Consider the following 23,100-nt stretch of genomic DNA (forward strand, 5'->3'; position numbering starts at 1 on the left):
AGCGGGCAGCAGAGCTGGCAGCCGACGATCATCGGATCGCCGAAGCCCAAATCCAACATGTCTGGCATCAAGGCACTCTCGATGCCCTGGAAGTGCCTCTGGCCATTTCCCCGCATGTGGATGTCGCCCGTCGTCGGCTGAAAGAACGGAAGCTCCGCGCCGCGAAGTTGCTTCATGAGGCCGCTGGCGCGAATTCCTCTCAACTAACCCCCTCGGTGGTCGCCGCGGTTGAGTCCGCCATCCAGCTGATCTCTGCGCCACATCCCGGGGGACTGCTCGACAAGATCGAGATCAGTCTATCACGATCCGGGCCACGGGATCCGGCAGGCTTTCTCGCGTGGTGGAATGAGGAGCGACGGCAACAAACCGTTGGCCCAATTGCGTCAAAGGGCACTCTGGATGGACCCATTGGCGAGGCCAAGGCTCCCCCGCCACGACCGCTGACCCGCCCCAAGCCGCTGGTGCTGGTCGCCCCGCTGGCCGGAATTCCCGCAGGGTCCGCTGAGGCTACCCAAGCCAGGTTCGAGGAGGCCCTGCGACTTCCCGGGAATGTGGAACTCCGGTCGATAACGCCGCAGATTGCGGGCCGTCCGCTCGACACAGCGACAGCGGAAGGACTATTGCGAGAGCACCAGGCCACCACGCTGGTGCTTGGGAGCTTCGGAGAGACCGTCGAGGGCAACGAGAAGGCTACAGCGGGCCGGCGCGTCAGCTCCCAGCGCTACTGGGAGGTTCCGCTCACAGTGACGGTCGTTTCCCTTGAGGAGGGGAGGATCGCCAGCCGTCGCAAGGCGTTCACCGGGGAAGCGCGACGGCCCAGCGGCTCCAGCGACGGCGGCGGCGCGAGTGAGGCGATTGCCGATGCGATTGTTCGACTGAGCGACGACGGGGGAAAATTTCTGAACCTCAAATAACAACCCACTCCCAACCCTATAGAACTCTGCCACCCATGCATCGATCCTATCTCAAGTTGTGTTTCATCATCGCCTTCAGTTGCAGCGCTTTGATCTCGGGCATCCCCACCGCCAGCGCGGCATCTCTGTTCGGACCGCGGCTGCGATGGTCGCCCACGAACTTCGTTCCGAGCGAGATCAAGACTCTCGCCATCGTGGTCGAACACAACAAGACGCCCAACCGAGGAAACGCCGACACCTTGCGCGCCGTCGTTTCGACCATCGAGCAGGAGTTTTCGGAAGCCTGTCAGAACAAGGGCTATCAGCTGGTCTCGAGGAGCATGATTCAGCAATGCGAGAAGGAGCTGGAGCTTCGTCGCCTGCGGATCACCGATCGAGAGGGCGCCGCCCTGGCGGGGCGCGTGCTCAACGCCTCGCATCTGCTCATCGTGGCTGCCGATGTACATGCCCAGCCCGTAAAGAGGAAGAACGTGCTGACCTCAAAAATGGAAACGGTCTACGACATCGGAAGCAGGCTGAACTGCCAGATTCTGGTCACTCAGACCGCGATGCAGTTTGCAGCCTGCTCGGACAACAGCACTACGCAAGGCGACAGCACGCGGGATCTGGTGCCGACGGCAGCGCGCGTGGCTAAGAGGATCGCCAACGCCTTGCCCGCCCGGCCGGCGGAGACCCTGCCGGTCAAAAACGAATCAAGGTGAACCGAACACGCGGTAGATTTGCTCCTCCCGCGCGGAGCCGCGTAACGTGAGGTTCAGCTTGAGCCAGTAAACATCTTGGACCCGCAGGACAGGTGGGGTTTCATCCGGCTTATTGGGCATGACCACCAGTCGGCCGGTGGCGGAAACGGATTCTCCGTTTGAAGTCCCGGCGGCTTTGAGGTCGAACTCGCGGGCCGGGCCCCCGGTAGCCCCAGATATCGGCGCAAGGGTTCCGCTCAATTCTCCCCCGGCACGAAGCGGGATGCTGAAAGTCAGTCGCTTCCAGTCCACCGAGAGCTTGGGGGCCGGATCCAGATAGAAATCAGGTGCCTTCGGAGGCTCCCCTTTAATCCCCTGGGGCAAGGCCATGGCAAACTGGGCACTGGAGGAACCGAGAGGAATCAAGACGACCAGAGCCAGGACGACGAGGGCAGCGGATATTGCCAAAGCCGTTCGACTCTGAAGAAACACCAACCAGCCCAAAGCGCTTTCGCGGGATTCCTCACGGGCCTCACCGCGAGCTTCCTCCCGTCGAATACGGGCCATGACGTCCTCGCTAAAATTCGGGGAAAGTGGCACCTTCTCCTCAGCTTCCCTTTCGAGATGAGCAGCATAGCTGCGCAGCGATTCAATGAGAGCCAGATCCTCAGGAGTCAATTTCATCGTTCAGTCTTCAGTTGAGAGAGTTGAACCATCCATCTGAGCTTGTTTCCTGGATTTCGACTCCAATTCGCGGACCAGCTTCTTAAGGAGTTCAAAGCATGTGTTGCGACGCTCTGTGCATTGATCCTCCACCGGGCCGATCAAGGAGGTCAACCATCCTCGGATCTCAGATGCCATTTTGGCGTGCCTCCCAAAAGGTTCCATCGTTTGGCGTGCAAACCGCGCGATTTCAATAGGTGCGACTCCGTAGACGAACGACGATAGAATCAGAAACCGACAATCGTACCTTAGCTTTTTGAACGCTAGCTCGACCAGCCTGTGAGTGGGGCTTAGCTCCGTGGCCTCTACGAGAGTACTAATACTACGGTTCAGAAAATCATGGGAGATATCGTCAAACGGCAAATGCCGCTTTCCGTTCTTTTGAAGAATCTCATAGGCAGCATGGGTTGCGATGACGGTTAGCCACTTTTCGAACCCACCAGGCCGACCCGGTTTGAAGTTTGGAAGTGCAGTCCACGCCTTAACGAAAGCAACCGAACAGGCATCTTCGATATCTTCCCGGGAGCATCCGTTCAACTTCACAGCTACCCTGTTGCGGACGCGGTCCTTGTGGGTATCCATCAGCACTTTGAATGCATGCTCGTCCCTAGCCTGCGCCTTCCGAATCAGCTCCCTCTCTTCCGGTATTTCCATGCTTGATGACCCTCTCTTAGCACGGCGGTTCCATGTAGCTCCAGAGAAAACCGCTGTTCTCATGGCTCAGAATGGGAAACGGGCCAATTTTGCAAGAATCCCATTCTGAGACGAAACCGCCCGTTAACCCGCGCGAAAACCGATAACAGGTCCATTTCGACCACCCGCACTTAGCGGGGCAGGTTGGAGGCCTGGGCCGGTGGAAACGTTGGTTAACGAACGATACATATGAACGAGTTCAACTCGGCCTCAGAGTTAGCAAATAGTAACGCCAAGGCGGAAAAATCGCACAATGCTGCGGCGTCATCTGCAACCAAGCCCAAACGAAAGCGCAACACAGCCGCCAAGGCCAATGGCTGTGTAAAGGGCGGAAAGGGGCGAAAGCTTCCCTGCCCGGGCTCCTTGCCTGGACCGTTTGCAGCCCATGCACCCAAGTCCGGTCGCCCCACCTGCCGAGTCGCAGGGAAAAACCACAAAGGTGTCCCGGGAGGCAATACCGCAGCGGGGACGGCGGTGGAGACGATGGTTGGCTCTTCCGGGCCGGTGACCTCGCCCGGAAGCGAGAAGAGCGCATCCAAGCCGAAAGCTAAGGGTCGATGCACCCGGCAAGGGGGAACCTGGCTACGGTGTTCCCTCACCCCTCGTGTGCTGCGTGCCCATGCCCAAATGGGGCCGGTGGGCCTCCTTAGCTACGAGGAGCTACTTACCCGATTCGAGCCGCTGATCCGGGCCAGTCGCTCGCATGAAGTGTGCGAGATGATAATGGATCGTTTGGCGATTGCTGCCATGACCTTCCAGGAGGAGGCACCGTATCGGGACACGGCTACCCCAAAAGGACACCGCAGCCTGAAAAGCTGGGCGAACCGGCAAATCTCCTTCGGCACCCGGGATTTGTCCTTCACATGGATTCGGAACAAGGTTCGTGAGGCCTTCGTCGAGTTCGTGGAGGAGCACGGCTTCGAACCGGAATATCGATCCCTGAAGAAGATGACCAAGCTGAGCGCAGCTCAGATATTGGACTGCCTTAAGGGAATCCGGGAGGAGCTGGGGTATCAGCGAACTCAGCAAGAGCTCCTTGCCGCCGAAGCATCCTCCTGCGATGTGGTGGCCGAGGTCATGGCTAAGGAGCTGGTTCGGGAGCTCCAGGCTACCCTGCGGATGGCGAAGCCGTACGATCAGGCACTGTGGGTTCTCCGATTCGTGCTGGGTTATGGGCCCGAAGCCATTGTGGAGCTGATCGACCGTCTCCGCCCCCTGGCCAAGGCAGCCGGGAACTCAAAGGCCTTGGAGTGCATCCTGGCCCGGATGACGAAAACAGGAGCGGGAGCTTGGCCTCTCCCCTACGCTGAGGAGCTGCTCGACATCAAAACCGCCACCCAGATTCGGTGCCGCATCCACCGCTTGAACAAAGCGATCCGGAGCCGGCTCATCGAGCTGGGTCTACAGCCCGAAAACTAGTCGCCTGACCACGCCTCGCCCCCCACAAGCGTGGGGGGCGAAAGCCTATCCAACGGATAGGAGTTGGTGTCTCTCAGTTAAACTCTTCAAATCGGGTTCTGGGCCAGCTCATCAAATCGAGGCGGCAGTAAGTGCCTGGAAGGCGCAGTGGATGGAACTGTCGGTTTGCCTGGCTGCACATCTCCCCCTCGGGGGATTGCCTTAGGTGAGGCTCTCGTGCTATGTTAAACCCAGTCGATAAGGATTGTGAGGAACGTATGCAGGTGACCATTGACTTGCCGGATGACTTGGCGCAGCTGCTCCAGCGGCGAGGTGATTTGCCTCGGCAAGTGCTGGAGGCCTACGCCGCCGATGGCTATCGCACCGAGAAGCTGACCCGCCATCAAGTCGGACAGCTGCTCGGGTTGGACCGATGGAAGACCGAGGAGTTCCTTGCCCAGCACAATGCCCAGCGCCCCTACTCGCTGGCCGACTGGAGCCTAGACCGGAGGGCGCTTGAGCGCCTGAAGGCTGGGTGACCGTTGTCGTCGCGGATACGAGTCCGCTCCGCTATCTTGCCGTTATCGATTGCCTCCGGGTTATCCCTGCGCTCTATGAGCATGTCTTTGTGCCCGGCATGGTATTGGCCGAACTTGCCCACCCAAACGCCCCCCTAGAAGCCCGCGCCTTCGCGGCATCCCTGCCGGCGTGGGTAGAGGTCGCACATGCGAATGCAGCCCATCTCCTGAACTCCCTAGACCCCGGCGAGGCGGAAGCCATAGCCCTGGCCGAGGCCATGAGGGTAGACGCGATCCTCCTCGATGAGCGGGAGGCGAGGAGAGAGGCAGCCCGTCGAGGGCTGCTGACGATCGGAACGGTTGGCATTTTGGAACAGGCGGCGGCCCGAAACCTCGTGGACCTGGCCGTCGTGCTGGGCAAGCTGGCGAGAACCAACTTCCGGATTGATCCCCGCTACCTAGATGATGCCCTGCGTCGGGATGCCGCACGACGCGAAGCCGACCGATCGCCGGAACGAAGCCGTGGTCGGGAGATCTAACGGATCCAACACCCCGCCCGAGCTTCGGGCTACGTTCAATCCCGAAGGTTCCCCGATTGACCAGGTCGAATGGGTGGGTCATGGGCAATCGGATTGGGGCGCGCGCCCCAGCCAGAGCGCAAGCGCAACTGAATTGAACGTGAGGCAGCCGAGCGTTCCACCCTCAAAAGCTCTCCCCGCTGCAGGGCCCAGGTCCCAGATGCCCGATCCCCCAGTGGATGAGGCGGGCCTCAGTCACTGAGCAATCGCATTCACGCCGCGTTCCGCACCTGGTGTTGCAGGTCGAGTCCGGGAACATGCACCACGTAAACAGGGGGCAAGAATATCACCCGGCAACGGCTTTCCCCTGGGAGAGCATCCAAATCGATGCCGTAGCCGCCTGATCTGTTGGGAACCACGGCGCCACCCTCTAGCCAGAGCTTCCACTGTTTGATTCGCTGGTGCGACGACAGCCCGCTCGTCGCATCCAAAGCCATGGCGACCGTCGGCAGCAGCTGAAGCTCGGCGACAAACAGCACCTCCCGAATGGGCGAGGCCGGGCTATTCAGATGCCGGCGAATCGCTTCGATGGTCGTGGGATCGATGAGGTGTTCGTAGTGGGTCATGGTTTTTCTCTCCTAGAGGTGAGCCAGTTGGCCAAGAGGCCGACTGACCGAGTTTGGTATACCGAAGGCTACCGGTTCATCTATCACATCGCACCGACAATGTCAGCAGGTTGGGTGAGAGAAAAAAGCCGGCTAGCCTTGTCGGCTCGCCGGCCCGCGGATCACTCCTCCGGCGCCGGGGCGCTAGAGCTATGCATGAACGAGTGAACTTCGTTTGCGACTTTTGCCAGCAACAGCAAATCGTCGCGGCCGAAGCTCGTAGTGGACTTCCACTCCTTGTCCTCCTTGTAGAGGCGGCTGAAGCTAGCGCTCAACCGAGGGCCGTGTGCGGTCTCGTTTTTCCAAATCGCTGCGCGGATTGCACCGAGCCGAATTTCGTGGATGGGTTTATTATTTTGCATCATTGGTTTCTCCGTAAATTGAGAGGGTTCATTCCCTCTCTTCACTCTGCTGTGAGAGAGGAATAACCCGATACGGAGAAACGAAGCTGGCCTCCGACCCGACGGAGCATCCAGCAGCCAAGTGACAGTCGCAGACTGGCGCGCTGGCTGCGCGGAGTCGGCAGGAGGAGGCCGGATCATGATGCATAAGACCCATCCACGAAATCCGGCTCGGAGCCTGCGCAAGACTGAATAACAGCACAGGATAGAGTTGAACCAGGCCCTGCAAGCTCTAGAAATAGAATCGAGTGGTCCACTCCCCATCGGACGCGGTGCGGCTCGAAAAGGTGGATGAACCTTCACTCCTTGCGGCTGCCGCCCCCCCGCGCCGGGAGAGTGATCCGCTGGCCGGCTGACCGCTTGGGCTTAGCAACCTTTTGAAACAACCGGCGTCGCTGCACCTGATACTCGTATGACGTCGGACTTCACCGGGCTCGTCATTGTTGATTGGACCGTTGTAGTCGGCGGCTGAAACGCAACCCAATAAACTATGGCTGAAAACACTCTGATCGCCTGGACCAATCATACGCACAACATCGCCTGGGGATGCACGAAGGTCGATCCTGGCTGCGCGCATTGTTACGCTGAGCACTTCGCCACCAAGCGACTCGGCTTGAGAATTTGGGGGTCAAACCAAGCGCGCCGCACTTTTGGTCCGAGGCATTGGATGATTCCGGAAAAATGGCATCGCGCGGCAGTAGCAGGTCGAACCACATCTGTCATGGGGCCGGGATATCCGGTTCTGGTCTTTTCCTCCTCGATGTGTGACGTATTTGAAGATCACCCGACACTCGCTTCGGAGCGCGAAAAGCTCTGGGCGCTGATTCGCCGCACCCCTCACTTGCACTGGCAACTGCTCACGAAACGCGCGGACCGGATCGCCGACTACCTTCCGTCGGACTGGGGGATTAAGGGTTACCCGAATGTCTGGCTCGGGGTGTCGATTTCGGACTCGAGTGGTGCGTGGCGGGCGGACTGTCTGAGGCAAGTGCCAGCTAGGGTCCGCTTCATCAGCTACGAACCCGCCCTTGGTCCGCTCACACCTCACTTAAACCTGGATGGCATACACTGGGTGATCTACGGGGGTGAATCTGGCCACCACTACCGAGACCACGATCTCCAGTGGGCGCGAGCGATGCGCGCCCATTGCGGCGAAAAGCAGGTGGCATTCTTCTACAAGCAAAGCGCCGCCCCCCGCACCGAGATGGAAACATTGCTCGATGGTGAAACAGTCCGAGAGTTTCCCATCCAGAGGCTCCGATCGACCAGGGATCCGGTTTCACCTGAGACTATTCCGCGGCCAGATTGAAACAAAATCGTCCCCTGCGACTGAGATAGGGATGGCGACGATCACGCTTTGTGATCGTCGCCATCTATGCTGACGGTACGACCTCAGAAAAGCCTGCGACATGCGAAAGATTATTTCAGGGAGCACCTCCTGCAAGGCGACTACCATTCCGAGAAGCAGTCCGTAGCCGGCGAGTGGTTTGGCAAAGGCGCGGAGCGTCTTGGCCTCTCCCGATCCGATCCTGTCTCAGAGCAGGCGTTCGTTCGGCTGTGCGAGAATCGACATCCCCTGACTGGCGACAAACTGACCGTTCGGCAGCGCAAGGATCGGCGTGTGTTTTATGATTTCGTCATCTCGGCTCCGAAGAGCGTCAGCATCCTGGGCATCACCTTAAGGGATCAGCGGCTCGTTGCTGCTCATGATGCGGCGTGCCGCGATGCGATTTGTGAGCTAGAAAAAGCCGCTGGCAGCCGGATTCGAAAGAAGGGGCAACGATCCACACGACGGACGGGAGAAATCGTAGCTGCTGCCTTCCGCCACGATTGTTCCAGGGCGCTGGACCCTCAAATGCACACGCACTTAGTGACGTATAACGCGACTTGGGACGAGACAGAAAGCCGATGGAAAGCTCTGGAGCCTGAGCACATGTTCGCTCAGACGAACTACCTGACCGAGGTCTATCGAAACTCGCTGGCGATGCGGCTAAGACGGATTGGCTACAAGCTTCAGCCCGCCCGCCATGGATTTGAGATCGAAGGCGTCGGGAAGGAGATTATCGAGCGCTTCAGCAAGCGGAGCCGAGTCATTCGCGAAGCGGAGGCAACGGTGGCTCGAAAGCTGGGCCGACCTCTCACGAACGATGGACGGGCCGCGCTGGCGCATTCAACCCGTGAACGCAAGCGGCGCAACACCACCCCCGGAGAGCTCGTCGCGCTGCAGCTTGAACAACTTTCGGATCGAGAACTGCTTCAGCTCCGGGGGCTGGTACGGGACGCCTCTCCTCCCGAGCGGATTTCCGAACTGAGCCCGGCGGAACTCGCCGTCACCGCGGTCGCATCCGCCCGAGAGCATGTGTTCGAGCGTCTCAGCGTTGTCCCTGAACATGAGCTGCTGCGCCACGCGCTCGCCTTTAGTCGCGGCGAGACCCCGCTTGACCAGCTGAGGGACGCAATTGAGCGCGAGGCAGAGTTTATCCGAAAGGAGAACATGATCACCACCCGGGCCGCCCTGGCGCTGGAGAGGAAGCTTGTCGCTCTGGTCAATGAGGCGGTGGGAACCCATGCAAAGCTCTGCCCCTCACATAACCTCAGCCCGCGGCTGACGGACGAGCAGCGACAAGCAGTTCAAAGCATTCTCGGCTCACGGGACGGGGTGGTTTGCCTGCGAGGGGGTGCCGGAACCGGAAAGACCACGGCGCTGAAGGAGATCGCTGCTTCCTTGGGGACGGAAAAGCGCCCCGTCGCTCTTTTCGCCCCCACCTCGGGAGCGGTGGAGGTACTACGGGAGGAAGGATTCAAGCAGGTGGACACGCTTCAGCGGCTGCTCGTGGACCAGCAAATGCAGGAGGATCTGCGAGGCCGGGCGATTATTGTCGACGAGGCGGGGCTTCTTTCCGTGGCTCAGCTCCACAGCCTGGTGTCGATCGGACGGAAGGAAGGATATCGGATCATCCTTTCAGGGGACAGCCGACAACACTCCAGCGTCGAGGCCGGGGACGGCCTGCGTCTGCTCGAGGAGCACAGCCAGATCCAGACGGTGGCACTCAGGAGCATTCGGAGGCAGGTTACACTGGAGTATCGTCAGGCGATCGCGGATGTCGCGGCCGGCCAGGGCTTGCGGGGCCTCAGCCGGCTGGAGAAGCTGGGGGCCATCCATGTCTGCAAGCACGAAGCGCGATATCAAAAACTGGCAAAGGACTATCTGGTCTCGATCCAGTCCAACAAATCCGCCATCATCGTCTCCCCTACCTGGCGGGAGATTCATTCCATCAACGGGGCGTTGCGCGCCGCTCTGAAGGAGGACGGCCAGCTCGAAGGAAAGCCTGCATCGCTCCAGGTTGTCAGGTCCGAGCGCTGGACCGCGGCGCAGCGAGCGGAGCTATCACAGTATGGGAAGGATCACGTTCTGGTATTCCATCGCGACACGCGCGATTTCAAGAAGGGAGAGGTAGCCACGGTGCTGACCTCCACAGCAAGCTCCTTGGTGGTGGCGGGAAAGAGAGGAAAACGCGTGAAGCTAACCGGGAAGCAGAGAGATTGCTACGACGTCGGGACGATGCTTCCGCTGGAAGTGCTGCCAGGCGAAAAATTGCTGATTCAGGGAAACCACAAAGATGCCAATCTGCTCAACGGGCAAATCGTCACTGTGGACCGCGTGAACAAGGACGGGAGTGTTCGACTAACCGATGGCCGAGTAGTCCCCGCCCAGTTTAAACAGCTCACCTACGGCTACTGCGTGACCAGCCCAGCCTCCCAAGGCATGACATGCGACCACGTTTACGTGGCCATGGATGCCGCCTCTGGACCGGCCGCCAATCGGAAGCAGTTCTATGTCAGCGCGTCGCGGGGGAGGGAGCAGATCAAGATCTACACCGACGACCTGGATAGCCTTTTCAAGGCGGTTCAGAAGACCGGGGATCGGACACTGGCATCTGAGCTTCTTGGCCCTAGACGATCCATTGACCAGGCCGAGAGCCGCAGCCCGAAAGCGAAGGTTCGAGTATGAGTCAACTCCGGGGATCAGCAGCCCAGGGTGGTGTGGCAAAGAAGCCTTCGCCCCAGCTGCCCAGGGAGACCGACTCCGCCTTCTGCGTCGATTTAGCGCGACCGATGGGAATTCGGTTCTATCCCGCGCGCGGGGCGTTCTTCCTGCCCTACGGAGCCCTGCAGAGTGTCGAGTGGGCGCAGGAGATCTTGATGCTCAACTATTCAACCGACACCATCACGATCCAGGGCGGCGGGCTCCATGACCTGTTCATCGCCATCGCGGAGCAGCGCGTCAGCCGGATACACGTGAGCCTTGGGGTAGCTACGGGGTCCAACGCAACTGAGGTGACCCAGATCACCCGCTTGCCACGTGAGCCGGCGGGCTAGCACTCCAGTCCAAGCGCGGAACAGACGCTCAGCCGTTCCATTCTTCGATTCGCGGCACCGGCTCTCCACGTTCGCGGGCAAAGTCGGCGAACGCAATCGCTCGACCCAGCTCGCTGGCCATCGCTTGCCGACCAGATGCCCTGAGCCCAAACTGGGAAATCAGGCGCTCTTGGTCTTCGAGGAACGCGTTCCACAAAGGCACACTTTCCACCTGACAGCGCTGGGCGGTCTCGACCAAGAACTGCTCATAGCGAGCTTGGCGCTCCTGCCTCCGCTCCTCTTGCTGAGCGACGACCTGGCGACCCCTGGCCCGCTCATCGGCCTGCAAGGTGGCGCGAACGAATTCGTGGCCGCACTCGCGCGCGCACCAGTCGAAGCGTGTCTTCCCTGGGCGGTGCCGAAGCACGAACCGCCCAAATCGCTTCCCCCACTCCCCTGCCACATCAACGGCACTCGGGGCCACCCCGAGCCGAGCCAGGAGAACCTCCGCCTCCGGCTGAGGAGTCGTGGAGGGCGGGAACATCGGCTCGAGAAGTCCGTGAACAGCGGCCTCGAAATGTGCCACGAACACCTGGGCCGGGGTGCACCGCATCACGCCGGGCTGCGGCCAATCGCACTCGATGGATCGGCGCAGAAGACCAGCGGCACTCGTTCGGACATTGCGCAAGGGCAGCCAGGCCAACTGTCGCTCGATAAGGTCAGCCGGATAGTGTTGAAGGAGCTTGATCGCGGTCCTTTCATCGAGACCCACGTCCATGAGCGAACGTTGCAACGTCGCTCCCTCAACAGCAGCAGCCGGCATCGAGACGACGGATAACTGCACTGCTGTGGTTGTACTGGTTTTAATACTTTGGGTTTTAACACTTGTATCGTTCACCATTTTGGACGAGTTGGGTTCACTTTTTTGAACTTCTCCCGCGTTCACCCTTTTGAACCTGTTCATACAGGTGAACGGGGGGGTCGGCTTGGGCTGGAGTGCGGTTTCCGCCGGGACTCCAGCCGGGCCTGGGTCGGAGATCCACCGGATTCGATAGGTCGCGGCACAGCTCTGGTCACCGCCGGAGGCATCGAAGAAGCCCTCCTCAACCCGCTCGATATATCCGCGCTGAATAGCCTCGTGAAGAGCCCCGTGGATCTTCTGCCTCGAAATGTTTGTCAAATGGCTGAGCTCGCTGATCGAGATGCTGACCGGGGCTTTGCGCTCCCCAGCCGGACCCCATCGAATGCTCCGGAAGAGTAGAGTTCCCACCACCCGCGCCACCGAGAGCCTCTCGCAGCGCAACACTCGATCAAAAAAAGCATTGGGGATGTTCTTGCGAGCTGCCTTCGGCGCGAACTTCCCGCCGGGATCTGAATCATCGCGCTGCAGCATCGCGTCCGGCCTGAAGAATCCGCAAAATTCCTCCGGGCAATCGGTGTAGCGATCGCTCCAGTTCAGCGTGAAGGTGGTGCCCGCCTTGGTGCTGGTCCCATCCAACACTCGGATCAATCGAAAATCCATCGCCTCCCGCAAGGCCTTGGCGATTCCCCCACGAGAGATACCAACCCCATTGATGAGGTCAGCATAGGTGAAATGAATTTTTTCGCGGAGGGGGTTGCCGTCTGCGTCCACATAACCGAGCAACTGCCGCAGCATGTAACCGATCAAACGCACGCAGCCGCGGCTCCGATGAGGGAGAACCGCAGTGAAGAACTGCAACGGCACGAAAGTGACATTGGATCTGAAATCCGGAAATCCAGGGAAACTCGGAAGTTGTGGCGCGGCTACCGGCATGTGGAGCTTTCCCCTGGGCTAAGGCTTGGCTCGCGCGCAGAACGCAACGTCTGACCGTAAAGCTTCGCGTGTTCACGGATCACCTGATTGACGGTGTAACTTCGACCACGATCGTCTCGAGTGGCCAACTCCTCGAGATACTCCAACACCGGCACCTCGAAACTAATGCTGGTGACCCGAATCTGCTTTTTCATCTCCCCCTCCCCTTCCAGCCGTTTGTATCAAGGCTCTCCAGCAAGCCCTGTGAATTCTTCACAACTGATGTCGAGCAAATCTGCTTCATCATCGTGGTTTCGGGTCGAACTCGTCCCCGCGTTTCAGGAAATTTTGAAACGCCACTCCCCCGCCCTTGCAGATCAACGCGAATCGCCCGTTCGCGCAACCCCCTAAATGCAGTCCGCCGATCGCCTGAAGGCCCATTGGCCAAGGCGCCGATAGGCTAACAGGATGGCCAAGAGACCCGCGGGCCAAATGGCGATGTGGTCGGCCCATTGGCCAAGGGGCGACTTCGAAGGCTTGTTGGCCGGTGCGCCAAGGAGCCCGTTGGCTCGCGAGGCCGCCACTTGGCCCGTTGGCCTCTTAAAAGGGTTCGCTTAGCGGCTCACTGCGACCTGATTCCACAAAATGCTGAGAGGCTAAATCTCGGTCTTTCGTGATCGGTCCACACATGCCATAACACCAATAGGCGCAAGGGCAGTTGAATGGGCCCGCCCGCCCGTTGGCAATCGCGCCAATGGGCCAATAGGAAGGAGGAAGTATGGAGAAAGAAACACCACAACGGGATACGGTCATTATCGCAGTTGGCAACCAAAAGGGCGGCGTTGGAAAGACGACGAATACAATTCAGCTGGCGGCGGCATTGGCGGAGAGGGGGCGCAAATCCCTGATCATCGACCTGGATATGACATCCGGGGCAACCAAGGCACTGCGCGCCCCGACAGAGGGGTGGGTGGGTTCCTATGAGCTCCTGACGGGTGCCGAGAACGCCGAAGATACCATCATTACCAATGATGAGCCGGAGGTGCATCTGCCTCCAAACGTCCATTTGGTGCCCAGCTCTCGCAAGCTGGCGGAGCTCGACATCTTTCTGGCCCAGAATCCGTGGCTCATCCACCAGGATTTACTTCTGGAACCCATGGCGCGGCTCCAAGGGAAATACGATTACATCTTCCTCGACACACCCCCGCAAAAGACGAAGACCACGATTCCGGCCCTGAAAGTGGCCGATTTTGTCGTTCTCAGCGCGATGCCAGATCATCTGGCCGTCAGCGCGCTCGCGGAAGCCCTGTCCGACATCGCCACAGCCCGCAAGCATGCCAATCCGAAACTGGCTCTGCTTGGGGTGGTGGTGTGCGCTCTCTCCCGGCCCAAGACCCGGTTGGCACGCGAGCTGGTGTCCTACGTCGAGAAGGCCTGTGTCGACGCACGAGGGTTCACCCTCAAGTTCAGCACCGACATCTCACGAAGTGTCGTCGTGCAGGAGGCGCAACGCGTCGGAAAGAGCATCCTGCAATACAAGGGAGATCATCCGGTTGCCGACGAATACCGAGCGTTGGCGAGGGAGCTGGAGGATCGACTTTCGGCGCTCAGGCTCCAGGAAGTTACCAACTCGCTAGAAGTAGGGGAGGTGGCCAATGCCTAGGAAGCCCTTTGAAGAAACGCCTTATGATCCGATCGCTGCCGATCTGGTGCGCGAGGTCGTAGCAACTCGGAGGCATCCAGTAGTCGCCAGAGCGCCAGCGACCATTGCCGCACCTGAGCCCACCCGATCCGGGATGACCTTGGTGTCAGCTCCGACCAGCGACAGCGCCGAGCCCAAAAGCCCAGAGCCTAGCATCACCAAGCGATTCCTCCTCAACCGAAGTGAGAATGAGGATCTCGAGGCCTTCCTGCTGCGATTGCAGAAACAGGCAGGGACAAAGGTCACGCTGAGCATGTTCACACGGGCCGTTTTCAACGTCGTCATGCAAGCGGAGTCGGCATTGCTGGCTGAGGTGGGACAAGGAAAGCCGCGCCGATTTCCATCGACGCACGATAGCATTGCTCAGGGGATCTTCGAAGATTGGTGGATGCGCTGTGTGACTAACGCGTTGCGCACTCTTCCACGGGCGGGCGCTTTAGGCCCTCGATGAGACGTTTTTTGTGGCTCTGTCCTGGGCAGGGGTTCGCAAAAACGGCCGGAGTGCTTATCGGTATCAGCGAGGGCGTCTCTGACCAGGCAACTTTCTAAGCAGGGACACCGGTCGCTTTGATCGCTGCATCAGGGCTCGCGGCAGTGTGAGGATCGGACGACGCACCGCTGCGAGCCACCTGGACACGGATCGTGTTGTCCTGCGGGCAGCGCGTTTCAGCAACAAGCGGCAAGGGTGCCTCTGACGAGGGGATCTGGCGCAGGCAGAGTCGATGAAATGGACAAAGGCAGGATCCCGAACCGAACGAGTTCGGCACCAGACTAGCTTCGGCATCGGCAGCCGGAAGAACGCCCTGGCGTCTTGAGCCAAGACCTCAAGGTCCACCAGGGAGCCCTGTTTGGCCAAAAGCCAACCCGTGTGGAAATGCACGATGACCAGGAGCAGGAATTCCTCCTCTGCCGTCGACAGCGGCTGGGCGAGCAGATCGACTTCCGCAGAGACAACTCGCGCCAGATCCGCGCGCCGATGGAGATCGCCCCAAAGCTCGCGATGCTCCGTGGTGAGCGCGAGGTAGTCACCAATGCGCCGAGAGGTGCGATCTCGGCGCATGGTGGCTGCGGTGAGGAGAATACTAGCGATGATGCCCAGGGACTGAACCAGGGAGAACCAATTGCCTTCCAGCCAGGCGATGACCTCTGTCATCCGCCGAGCCTAGCACGAAAGTGGGTCAGCCGGAAATGGGTGAGCTACAAGCTCACGGGAATATCGGCACGCGCCAGCACCATGGTCTTTCGAGGCACGCGCACGATGCGCTCCAGGGGGCCGCAGCCAGCGTCCTGCGGGAGGGTTGGGATCGTCTGGGTGGTGATGTCCTGTCCGATGACGGCGAAATCGCCGTCAGTCAGCTCGAAAACATCGGGGCAAGTGCGACCGCCTGAGCAGCGACCGGCTTCGGGTTGAGGTCCAAGTCGACGGAGGATCATAACATGAGGGGGTGATGAGAGTTTGGAATGGGAGGTTCGATTCACGCATCAGCCGCCGATCGAAGCACACGGGGAGCAAGGTCGTTCCGTCTGCCCGAAATCGCCGGAATCCGCGTCACACGTTGTATTGCTACTATAGTAGCATGCATAGTCAAGGGAGATTTCGGCTAGTCCATCGGAATGCCTGCGCCTCAGGAACACTCTGTGATTTGCACGAACGTAGCTCGCCTGCTCCGAGAGGAGCGCGAGAAGCAGGAGATCTCGCTCAATTCCCTGGCTGAGCGCGCGGGAATCTCGCGACAAACGGTGAGCTTCATTGAGAACGAGGAGCGCAACCCGACTCTGATGACCCTGTTGCGAATGACCGAGGTGCTGGGGGTGCCCCTGGAGGACTTGATTAAGAAAGCGCGAGTAGAACCGACGTCCCGCAAGCGCTAAGCCCGCTCATTACCGCTGGCCTCTGCAGTCCTTCCGCTTACAGCTCCAGCTTAAGATTCAAGATAGGCCCCTCATCCGGTGTGGGCAGGAGGGTGGTAGCCATGACCTTGGGCCGACTTCGCTGCATGGACGCGATGAGTTGCTCGCGATCCTCTGCCACGACGTGGAAGTGGGTTTCCCCGCGCGCACGCGAAGCCTGCACGTAGGCCGCCTCTCGATTCTCGGCGCTGGCATCGGCGTAGATCTGAGTTCGCTCTACCGTCAGCGCCTGGGCTTTGTGAGTCGTTAAAGCATACCCCAGCCGGATGTGCGGGTATTCCCGGGGCTTAAACTTGATGAGTGTCTTTCCGTCGATGCACGCGGTGATGCCCTCGCGAGAGGCGGCGGTGACCTCCGCCACTTGACCATTCCACACCTCGAGCTTTGCGCAGTTTTTCGTGAAGAGAATGCGATCACCCACGCAAATCATCTGATCGCCAACCGCAATGCCAGACCCCGAGAGCTGACCGCCCGCGAGGCGCGACTGCTGAATGGCGCGGTTGATCCTGTCCGCGTCCGCGACCCGGTTGGCCAGCACCAGCCCAGCGTCCTGGTCCTCGTTGGCCCCCACGCGTCTCGCACATATCCTCTCCAACGCCAAATCTGCGTCCTCTGAGAAGGAGACTGCTCCCCGAGCTTCATAGGCCGCCAAGGCATCTGCCGCCCGTCCCTCGGCGAAGGCGACCACAGCGCCACGAGCCCAGTCCTCGCGCTGCCGTCGAATCTCGACTAGATGGGCGGCTCCATACCTGTCGGCCAGCTCAGGGAAAACACCGCCGGCCTCGATCGGTTGCAGCTGTCGCGGGTCTCCGCACAAGACGAGCGTCGCGCCGCTGCGAGCGCATTGCTCTAGCAAGGTGGCCATCTGCCGGGTGCCCACCATGGCGGCCTCGTCCATCAGGACAACTGTATTCGGCGTCAGCAGTTCAGCATGTCGCTCGAATCTCATGAGGGAGCGCTGCACAGTCTCCGCAGGAATTCCAGTAGCTCGGGCGAGCTCGCAAGCCGCCTTTCCGGCCAGGCACATTCCCAATACTTCCCGACCTTGACTGGCCCAGACCTCACGCGCCGCCTTAAAGACCGTCGACTTCCCCGTACCTGCCATGCCAGAAATGATTCGAAGCCCCCCGGAACTCGAGACAACGTGGAGCAGAGCCCCCTGCTGTTCGGTCGAGAGTGAGATCTCCCCTATACCTTCTGGGATAGGGGAGGGAAGGGGTCGTTCCCGGGCTGCCATGACACTCGCCAGTTCGAGGACTCGGGCTTCCAGCCTAAGCATTTCTGGCGTCGTCCATTGTGAGACACTCAGAACAGCCCGCAGCGGCACTACCTCGGGGGACATCAAGACTCGAGACTTCAGATCCAGGACAGCATCCGCGCCAAGCCCACGCCCCTGTGCCTCCTCGGCGAGCGCTTGGATCAGCTGTCGCTCGCTGAAGTGACTATCTGAGGAGGTCAGAGCGGAGAGAGCCGCAGGAACGGAATCGCGTGCTTCGCTGCCCACATCGCGTGCCGGGAAGGGATGTTGCCGAAGCCAATCGATTTCCCGAGGACCCCAGTCATATTGCCGCCCCACTTGCTGCCATCGAGGGATGAGCTCCTCGCGGGAGAGGGTCTGTTTGTTGGGTCGCGTCGCCAGGGCGGCCTTCTCGGCCGCAGCCGCCGTGTAAATGCCGAGCTCAGCAAGCTTCGCCTCAATCTGCGCTCGACGTTTGGAGAACTCCTCCATGAGAGCGGCAGGAACCCCGATCAACTCAAAGCAGCGTTCAACTCGCCGAGCGCGCAGACCCAGGCTTTGCTCAAGTCGCGAGGCCAACTCGGCGCGAAAGAGGGCACCTGCGGCCATCTGATGACGGTACAGCTCCCTGGGTTCTAGGGTCCCGGTCGTGCCATCGGCCCGAACCCCAATATTGATCAGAATGGAATGCACATGAAGCTGGGGATCAAGGGCACGGCTGGTTGAATGTTCGAAGCAGGCAAACACGAGTTTGGCCGGCTCATGCACCACTCCGTTCGTTCCGCGGCGGCTCACCACCCCCACGGTCGCCAAGAAGGCAGCCGCGCGGCCCACGGCATGTCTGAGTTCCGACTCAATGATGGTCCGAACCGCAGGGGAGGCCTGGCTCCAGAGCACCGAGACCGACTTGGGAACGGACCAGGTGAGATCCCAGCCGGAGCGGCGGTGCTCCGAACCAGCGTTGTGCACCAAGCGACGTTTGCCGTCGGGCGAGATCCCACCGAGCAAGTTCCTAAATTCATCCCCCCTGACAAAACCGAGGAGACCCAGCTGGGTGGCACCGTCGCCGATCCAAAATCCGGCAGGCTCCATGCCGCCCAGGTAATAATCCTCCTGGGCGAGGTTCAGATAGTAGTTGGCGCGACCGGCTCCTTTGAAGGCCTTCGAAATGGATAACACCGTTATACAACTCCCGGTTTCGGCATACGCCAAGCGAATGCGTGGGGTGTGGGGACTCCAGTGGGATAGGAAAGCATGGGGGGAACGCCAGCAGAGTATCTCATTCGTGCGCCGCCCGGATGAGCGACGCCGAGGCGGGACGCTCGGCAAGTTTGAAGATGTCAGAATCCTGGTTGGACCATGGACGAAGATACTGATGAGCCTCTGGACGTGGGATGAAGTTACGAAAATCGGGAAGGGGGGAACGCAATCGATCCCCCAGCCACCGACCGGGAAGATGATCCCGGAATGCGCCCGTAACCGGGCTCACGAAGACGCCGGAGAGGCCAGCCTCCAGCGACGTCTCCGGGAAATCAAGAAACTCGGAATCCAGTATCAAATCTCGTTTTGTAATCGCGTCAGAGAACGAGACGCCGAAACTAGCGCCCTCGTGTAAGCCATGGTCCCGAACATCACGGCTTCGGCTTCTGGATTTGCGCGTCTCGAGAAATTCGCTCGAACCAACGATCCGCGAAGCCCAGTTGGCGGTCTCGGGGCTGTTGAGCCGAAGGATGGCCTTGGTGTTGCATTGGCCAACGAGCTCATCGGCCACTTCGCGCCCGTAAACATCACGCAGGCCGTTAATGTCCTGAAAGCCGAGGAGGACTGCCGCTCCCTTGCTGCGACCCTTGGTCATCAAGGCCGACAAACCGTCCAGCTTGCCCGCCTGCCTGACCTCGTCCAGGAGTAGCCACGTCGTCTCGGACTCCTCGGGCTTCAGCTCCGGTCTGGCGAGGATCAGCTCGGAGAGGCGCTTGAAGATCAGCTGGTTTAGCGTATCGATCGCGGCACGATTGTCCTCGTCGTTTCCGAGCACTAGAATCGAGTCCGAATCGACCCATTGCCGGAGACTGATTTTGCTGCGGGAGCGATCCCAAGCCGCCGCGATGATCTCGTAGGGGGCCATTCGGGTGAGCAGCGTAGAGAGGATGTTCTGGAAAGTGGAAGGATGCTCGAAGTATTGGAGCAGGTAACCCGTGGCGTCGTGGTTGGCGAGCAGGCTGCGCAGCAATCGCTCTTGCCTCAGGACCAGCACGAGTTGCCGCAGCGTCCATTTGAGGGGAGCGTGCAGCATAAAGGCGAGTAACACCCCGTAGAGGAGATGGCGGGCGGCGTTGGAAAAGAAGGGGTTGGCATCGTGGGTCGCCTTGGGGATGAGCAGGGTGGCGGCTTGCCATGCCGCGGCCGGTGAGGTGACATCCGCCGCCAGGTCCCAAGCCACCGACCGGGAATCCAGGGGATTGAGCAGGTCGATACGACACCGCAGATCCATCCCGCCCAGCAGTCCGAGAATGTCCTGCTTCGCGTCGTAGATCAGAGCACGTTGCCCTGGGTGGGTTCCGATGTGCGGCAACACCGACTGCATCAGTAGCCGTTGGAGAAGAGTCTTCCCGCTCCCCGTAGCGCCCACCACCGCCAAGTGCCCATAGGCAACCCGGGCAGGCAGAAGGCACCGTCCCCATTGGAATCCCTCGTCGACCCGTCCCAGTGACTGCTGAACCTCGCGCGCCGCACGGAGCACTCGCCCACGATGATGCCGAGCGGTAAGCGAAGGACGTCGCAATATTCGTCGCCGCACCATCGACAGCACGGCCGCACCTGACACCAGCGCTACGAAAATCCACCCGATAGATCCGAAATTGAGAATGACCACGGCCAAGCCTCCTTGACCCTGGCATTATACACTCTGATCCACTTGACTGCGCCAGTACCCTGTTCCGTTTCGCCGGGGACAACGGAATCCGAACGGTGACCAGGCTATGTGCAATCTGTCTATAAGTGAGAGTTGTGCGAATAGGGTCTCGACCGTCCACGCTTCCAACACAGGTCGATTACAGGTCCGCATCGAGTTGTGCGTTTTCAGTCTTGCTGCTTGCTTCGTGTGAGTCCGCTCAACAGGGAAAAGCGTTTAGCTGCCCTGCTATTCAAGTTGACACGACAGAGTGGGTTGAACATCTTCAAGATATCCCATCTGGAGTCCCAAAATAAGGCTTATGAAAATCCACTTTCAGAGCGTCATCCTGTGCGCTCTCGCTGTGTCGGGGGAAATGTCAGCAAACGCCGCGAACCTCATCGCGAACGGGAGTTTCGAGAGCCCTGATCTTGGCGCTGCAGGAATCTCTTTTTCCACTCCAGCTGGCTGGGGTGGTAGTGGAGCGTTGACGGCCATTATTGCCGGACAATACGGCCCTCTTTATCCTCTTGCCCACTCTGGCCGCCAGTTTGTGGCGCTAGGGGCAAACTCCTCGACATTATCCCAGCAGTTCACCATTGCTCGGGCTGGGACATATACGTTGGAGTGGTTCGACAGTTCGGAGTTCAACGGACCTCGCAACTCTGCTCGCTACACCGTTTCTGTTGGAGGGATAAACCGTGATTTTGACGCTAACGCTGCCGGTATAAACACATGGAAAAAGCATGCCGTGCAAATGACGCTTTCTGCAGGGCAACATACTGTGCAATTCACTAGTCGAGCCGCTCAAAATGGGGAAAAGCCCCTTATTGATGATGTGGCGATTGAAGGCGACCTTATAGACTTGGTCGCCGTCGGGCTTGCGTGGAACACTACCATCGGTGGGGTGGACGCACGATACCGCGTTGATGGTGGTGCTTTGAGAGAGGCAACCACTGCCTCGTTGTTCTGGGCAAATGGAGAGAACAGAGAGAATATGCTACCCGGCTTCCCGCCGATCGCTACCCCAGTGGCCATCGAAGCAGGCACCGGCGGCCCTGGATCCCAGGGGGAGATTACCTTCAATACCCCGGGGGTGTTCTTTGAAACTCCGCCTCCTGAGGCGACCCATATCCTCCTGATTCTTGATTCCATAGGTGCTCTGCATCCGGAGCATGACGCGAAGGAGGACAACAACTCGAAGCCTTTGGCATTGGGTCGTCCTGACCTCGTCGCAACATTGCTGGAATGGGACCCTGCAAATGCGGGCGTGGAGTTCAGCTACGACGTTGGAGTTGATTTGAAAGTGGACACGACCGTGGAGCTGTGGTGGTCAAATGGGCCAAATTGGACAGATGTGCCGACCGACCGACAGTCGGTTTATTCAACCATCATCGAAAGACCAAGAGGCACATATGGCCCGTTTTACGTTCCCAGCTCGGTGTTAGGAACAGCGCCTGATGGAGCGACTCACTTGCTCCTTGTTGTCGACCCGCCGCTCACTGGATCACCAAATGGCCTCTTTGACGAAGGAATCGCCGAGAACAACAACGTCTACCCATTGAGAAACAGGCCGGATATCGCCGCGACCTCCCTTGAATTCCACTCCTACGAGGGTGGCGTTGATGACGTCGTCACTTACAATTATGAGGTGAGTCGCATCGCACTTGATAAACCTCTGCTTGTAAACCTTTACTGGGCTACCGGGCCGACTCTTGCCGAATCCCTGCTTCCCATCGCATTCACAGCTGTTTTGACTCAACCTGCGGACCTCAGCGTTAAGCAACACTTTCAGGATGTCTTAGTTAAAGATATGCCCCCACGGCCAGCTGAGGCCAAGTATCTCCTACTCGTCTTCGATCGCGACGGCGCCATAGCAGAATCAGACGAGACCAACAATTTGTTTCCCGAGCCAGTTGGTTGCGCTCCACCCATAACAGGATTTCAGATGAGTGCGTTTCTACGCAGGAAGTATATGACCCGCGACGACGATATGGATCCAGCTTTTGCCAGTGTTGACAATATGGATGTGCTGATAGAGGAAAGTATCAAAGCCGGTTTGGATCCCCGATTTATCCTTGGCATAGCTGGTGCCGAAACAGTCTTTGGAAGGCGTAAAACGAGACCTCAAATCTCCGAAGCCCGTGCAAAGGGATTCAATTTTTGGAATGTTAAGTTCGGCAGCACTCACATTCAGTGCGATTTGGACATTAAAGAAACGATGAAAGTGGAGGGTGAAGATGTTATTGTTCGCTGGTGCGGTTGGACCAGTTTCAGTAGAGCGGTCAGAGCTGTATCGGCTTACTTGCGGGATAGCCCCCGTTACAGGTTTTCCAATGGAGACCATTTTAAATTAGTATCAGAGTTTGCTAGAATTTATTCCTGTGAGCGACGCAACTGTGATGGTCCATTCGACCATCCAGAAGCTTGGGCCAGGAGGGTCGAGGGGGTAATGTGTGCCTTGGGGTACCCTAAGTCTGAGGTTGCCTGCTCTACCGGATCTCAGTATCCGTTCACGGGTTCTTCAGCATGCCTTAAGGTGCACAGTCCTGTGTCGCTTTACGTAATCGATCCGCAAGGACGTAGATATGGACACAATTGTGAGGACGGATTCTTTTACCGAGAGATTGCCGGTGTCGTGCCTTCAGAAGAGGAGGGCAGCCTTAAAGGACTTTGGCTTCCAAACTTTGTGGATGGCAACTACACGGTTGTTCTGT

Annotated in this window: 22 protein-coding genes; 12 read left to right on the forward strand and 10 right to left on the reverse strand. The window is 59.2% G+C overall.

The features are described 5' to 3' along the window. Window positions 1-914 (forward strand): hypothetical protein (locus JNN07_26965; GenBank protein ID MBL9171403.1); only part of this gene is annotated, 914 nt, incomplete at its 5' end. A 35-nt stretch (window positions 915-949) separates the two neighbouring features. Then, complete coding sequence (locus tag JNN07_26970; protein ID MBL9171404.1) at window positions 950-1,615, forward strand: hypothetical protein; 666 nt, start codon at window positions 950-952, stop codon at window positions 1,613-1,615. Here the strand turns inward: JNN07_26970 and JNN07_26975 are convergent. Both JNN07_26975 and JNN07_26980 read right to left on the reverse strand, forming a co-directional pair. After that, the gene (locus JNN07_26975; GenBank protein ID MBL9171405.1) at window positions 1,607-2,278 is read right to left on the reverse strand and encodes a hypothetical protein; all 672 of its coding nucleotides are present in this window, start codon (window positions 2,276-2,278) and stop codon (window positions 1,607-1,609) included. The genes JNN07_26970 and JNN07_26975 overlap by 9 nt on opposite strands. A gap of 3 nt (window positions 2,279-2,281) precedes the next feature. Continuing rightward, window positions 2,282-3,034 carry an RNA polymerase sigma factor gene (locus JNN07_26980; protein ID MBL9171406.1) on the reverse strand — a complete coding sequence of 251 codons (753 nt, stop codon included), beginning with the start codon at window positions 3,032-3,034 and terminating at the stop codon, window positions 2,282-2,284. A gap of 165 nt (window positions 3,035-3,199) precedes the next feature. On the opposite strand from JNN07_26980, the gene JNN07_26985 reads away from it, so the two are divergent. The 3 genes from JNN07_26985 to JNN07_26995 all read left to right on the forward strand — a co-directional run bounded on the left by JNN07_26985 (window position 3,200) and on the right by JNN07_26995 (window position 5,465). Further along, entirely contained in the window at window positions 3,200-4,429 is a 1,230-nt protein-coding gene (locus tag JNN07_26985) for a hypothetical protein (protein MBL9171407.1), read from the forward strand. 221 nt (window positions 4,430-4,650) lie between these two features. Beyond that, a complete protein-coding gene (locus JNN07_26990; GenBank protein MBL9171408.1) occupies window positions 4,651-4,947 on the forward strand; it encodes a UPF0175 family protein in 297 nt (98 codons plus the stop codon). Then, on the forward strand, window positions 4,944-5,465 hold the full coding sequence (locus tag JNN07_26995) for a DUF3368 domain-containing protein (GenBank protein MBL9171409.1): 522 nt from the start codon (window positions 4,944-4,946) through the stop codon (window positions 5,463-5,465). The genes JNN07_26990 and JNN07_26995 overlap by 4 nt, the downstream gene beginning before the upstream one ends. A gap of 251 nt (window positions 5,466-5,716) precedes the next feature. On the opposite strand, the gene JNN07_27000 is transcribed toward JNN07_26995, so the two are convergent. Next, window positions 5,717-6,070 carry a hypothetical protein gene (locus tag JNN07_27000; protein MBL9171410.1) on the reverse strand — a complete coding sequence of 118 codons (354 nt, stop codon included), beginning with the start codon at window positions 6,068-6,070 and terminating at the stop codon, window positions 5,717-5,719. A gap of 161 nt (window positions 6,071-6,231) precedes the next feature. Next, window positions 6,232-6,474 carry a hypothetical protein gene (locus JNN07_27005; GenBank protein MBL9171411.1) on the reverse strand — a complete coding sequence of 81 codons (243 nt, stop codon included), beginning with the start codon at window positions 6,472-6,474 and terminating at the stop codon, window positions 6,232-6,234. 526 nt (window positions 6,475-7,000) lie between these two features. On the opposite strand from JNN07_27005, the gene JNN07_27010 reads away from it, so the two are divergent. The 3 genes from JNN07_27010 to JNN07_27020 all read left to right on the forward strand — a co-directional run bounded on the left by JNN07_27010 (window position 7,001) and on the right by JNN07_27020 (window position 10,890). Next, entirely contained in the window at window positions 7,001-7,819 is an 819-nt protein-coding gene (locus tag JNN07_27010) for a DUF5131 family protein (protein ID MBL9171412.1), read from the forward strand. Between the two features lie 66 nt (window positions 7,820-7,885). Continuing rightward, the gene (locus tag JNN07_27015; GenBank protein MBL9171413.1) at window positions 7,886-10,522 is read left to right on the forward strand and encodes a relaxase domain-containing protein; all 2,637 of its coding nucleotides are present in this window, start codon (window positions 7,886-7,888) and stop codon (window positions 10,520-10,522) included. Further along, a complete protein-coding gene (locus tag JNN07_27020) occupies window positions 10,519-10,890 on the forward strand; it encodes a hypothetical protein (protein MBL9171414.1) in 372 nt (123 codons plus the stop codon). Before JNN07_27015 ends, JNN07_27020 begins: the two co-directional genes overlap by 4 nt. Before the next feature lie 28 nt (window positions 10,891-10,918). On the opposite strand, the gene JNN07_27025 is transcribed toward JNN07_27020, so the two are convergent. Continuing rightward, window positions 10,919-12,664, reverse strand: coding sequence for a hypothetical protein (locus JNN07_27025; protein ID MBL9171415.1), 1,746 nt, complete (start codon window positions 12,662-12,664; stop codon window positions 10,919-10,921). Continuing rightward, window positions 12,655-12,858, reverse strand: a complete 204-nt coding sequence (locus JNN07_27030) for a hypothetical protein (GenBank protein ID MBL9171416.1) — start codon at window positions 12,856-12,858, stop codon at window positions 12,655-12,657. Before JNN07_27030 ends, JNN07_27025 begins: the two co-directional genes overlap by 10 nt. 563 nt (window positions 12,859-13,421) lie before the next feature. Between JNN07_27030 and JNN07_27035 the strand changes: the two genes are divergently transcribed. Together JNN07_27035 and JNN07_27040 are read left to right on the forward strand one after the other, a co-directional pair. Further along, window positions 13,422-14,306: a ParA family protein gene (locus JNN07_27035; GenBank protein ID MBL9171417.1), complete on the forward strand. Its 885-nt coding sequence runs from the start codon at window positions 13,422-13,424 to the stop codon at window positions 14,304-14,306. Next, window positions 14,299-14,796, forward strand: coding sequence for a hypothetical protein (locus JNN07_27040; protein MBL9171418.1), 498 nt, complete (start codon window positions 14,299-14,301; stop codon window positions 14,794-14,796). The genes JNN07_27035 and JNN07_27040 overlap by 8 nt, the downstream gene beginning before the upstream one ends. 63 nt (window positions 14,797-14,859) lie before the next feature. Here JNN07_27040 and JNN07_27045 read toward each other — a convergent pair whose 3' ends face one another. Both JNN07_27045 and JNN07_27050 read right to left on the reverse strand, forming a co-directional pair. Continuing rightward, window positions 14,860-15,498, reverse strand: coding sequence for a hypothetical protein (locus JNN07_27045; protein MBL9171419.1), 639 nt, complete (start codon window positions 15,496-15,498; stop codon window positions 14,860-14,862). Window positions 15,499-15,542: 44 nt separating this feature from the next. After that, window positions 15,543-15,779 (reverse strand): hypothetical protein, encoded by a 237-nt coding sequence (locus JNN07_27050; protein MBL9171420.1) that lies wholly within the window; start codon window positions 15,777-15,779, stop codon window positions 15,543-15,545. Window positions 15,780-15,959: 180 nt separating this feature from the next. Here JNN07_27050 and JNN07_27055 point away from each other — a divergent pair, with 180 nt between their 5' ends. Further along, window positions 15,960-16,217: a helix-turn-helix transcriptional regulator gene (locus tag JNN07_27055; protein ID MBL9171421.1), complete on the forward strand. Its 258-nt coding sequence runs from the start codon at window positions 15,960-15,962 to the stop codon at window positions 16,215-16,217. A gap of 37 nt (window positions 16,218-16,254) precedes the next feature. Here JNN07_27055 and JNN07_27060 read toward each other — a convergent pair whose 3' ends face one another. Together JNN07_27060 and JNN07_27065 are read right to left on the reverse strand one after the other, a co-directional pair. Further along, window positions 16,255-18,672, reverse strand: coding sequence for a relaxase domain-containing protein (locus JNN07_27060; protein ID MBL9171422.1), 2,418 nt, complete (start codon window positions 18,670-18,672; stop codon window positions 16,255-16,257). A 100-nt stretch (window positions 18,673-18,772) separates the two neighbouring features. Beyond that, window positions 18,773-20,365 (reverse strand): type IV secretion system DNA-binding domain-containing protein, encoded by a 1,593-nt coding sequence (locus JNN07_27065; GenBank protein MBL9171423.1) that lies wholly within the window; start codon window positions 20,363-20,365, stop codon window positions 18,773-18,775. Window positions 20,366-20,759: 394 nt separating this feature from the next. Here JNN07_27065 and JNN07_27070 point away from each other — a divergent pair. Then, window positions 20,760-23,100, forward strand: a 2,341-nt coding sequence (locus tag JNN07_27070; GenBank protein ID MBL9171424.1) for a DUF642 domain-containing protein, incomplete at its 3' end; no start/stop codon positions are given.

It is taken from the genome of Verrucomicrobiales bacterium, assembly GCA_016793885.1.
Classification (GTDB): Bacteria; Verrucomicrobiota; Verrucomicrobiia; order Limisphaerales; family UBA11320; genus UBA11320.

Excerpts from the sequence above, each read along its gene's own strand:
- JNN07_26970 (MBL9171404.1), top strand. The coding sequence starts at position 950 with ATGCATCGATCCTATCTCAAGTTGTGTTTCATCATCGCCTTCAGTTGC.
- JNN07_26975 (MBL9171405.1), bottom strand. The coding sequence starts at position 2,278 with ATGAAATTGACTCCTGAGGATCTGGCTCTCATTGAATCGCTGCGCAGC.
- JNN07_26980 (MBL9171406.1), bottom strand. The coding sequence starts at position 3,034 with ATGAGAACAGCGGTTTTCTCTGGAGCTACATGGAACCGCCGTGCTAAG.
- JNN07_26985 (MBL9171407.1), top strand. The coding sequence starts at position 3,200 with ATGAACGAGTTCAACTCGGCCTCAGAGTTAGCAAATAGTAACGCCAAG.
- JNN07_26990 (MBL9171408.1), top strand. The coding sequence starts at position 4,651 with ATGTTAAACCCAGTCGATAAGGATTGTGAGGAACGTATGCAGGTGACC.
- JNN07_27000 (MBL9171410.1), bottom strand. The coding sequence starts at position 6,070 with ATGACCCACTACGAACACCTCATCGATCCCACGACCATCGAAGCGATT.
- JNN07_27005 (MBL9171411.1), bottom strand. The coding sequence starts at position 6,474 with ATGATGCAAAATAATAAACCCATCCACGAAATTCGGCTCGGTGCAATC.
- JNN07_27010 (MBL9171412.1), top strand. The coding sequence starts at position 7,001 with ATGGCTGAAAACACTCTGATCGCCTGGACCAATCATACGCACAACATC.
- JNN07_27015 (MBL9171413.1), top strand. The coding sequence starts at position 7,886 with ATGCTGACGGTACGACCTCAGAAAAGCCTGCGACATGCGAAAGATTAT.
- JNN07_27020 (MBL9171414.1), top strand. The coding sequence starts at position 10,519 with ATGAGTCAACTCCGGGGATCAGCAGCCCAGGGTGGTGTGGCAAAGAAG.
- JNN07_27025 (MBL9171415.1), bottom strand. The coding sequence starts at position 12,664 with ATGCCGGTAGCCGCGCCACAACTTCCGAGTTTCCCTGGATTTCCGGAT.
- JNN07_27030 (MBL9171416.1), bottom strand. The coding sequence starts at position 12,858 with ATGAAAAAGCAGATTCGGGTCACCAGCATTAGTTTCGAGGTGCCGGTG.
- JNN07_27035 (MBL9171417.1), top strand. The coding sequence starts at position 13,422 with ATGGAGAAAGAAACACCACAACGGGATACGGTCATTATCGCAGTTGGC.
- JNN07_27040 (MBL9171418.1), top strand. The coding sequence starts at position 14,299 with ATGCCTAGGAAGCCCTTTGAAGAAACGCCTTATGATCCGATCGCTGCC.
- JNN07_27045 (MBL9171419.1), bottom strand. The coding sequence starts at position 15,498 with ATGACAGAGGTCATCGCCTGGCTGGAAGGCAATTGGTTCTCCCTGGTT.
- JNN07_27050 (MBL9171420.1), bottom strand. The coding sequence starts at position 15,779 with ATGATCCTCCGTCGACTTGGACCTCAACCCGAAGCCGGTCGCTGCTCA.
- JNN07_27055 (MBL9171421.1), top strand. The coding sequence starts at position 15,960 with ATGCCTGCGCCTCAGGAACACTCTGTGATTTGCACGAACGTAGCTCGC.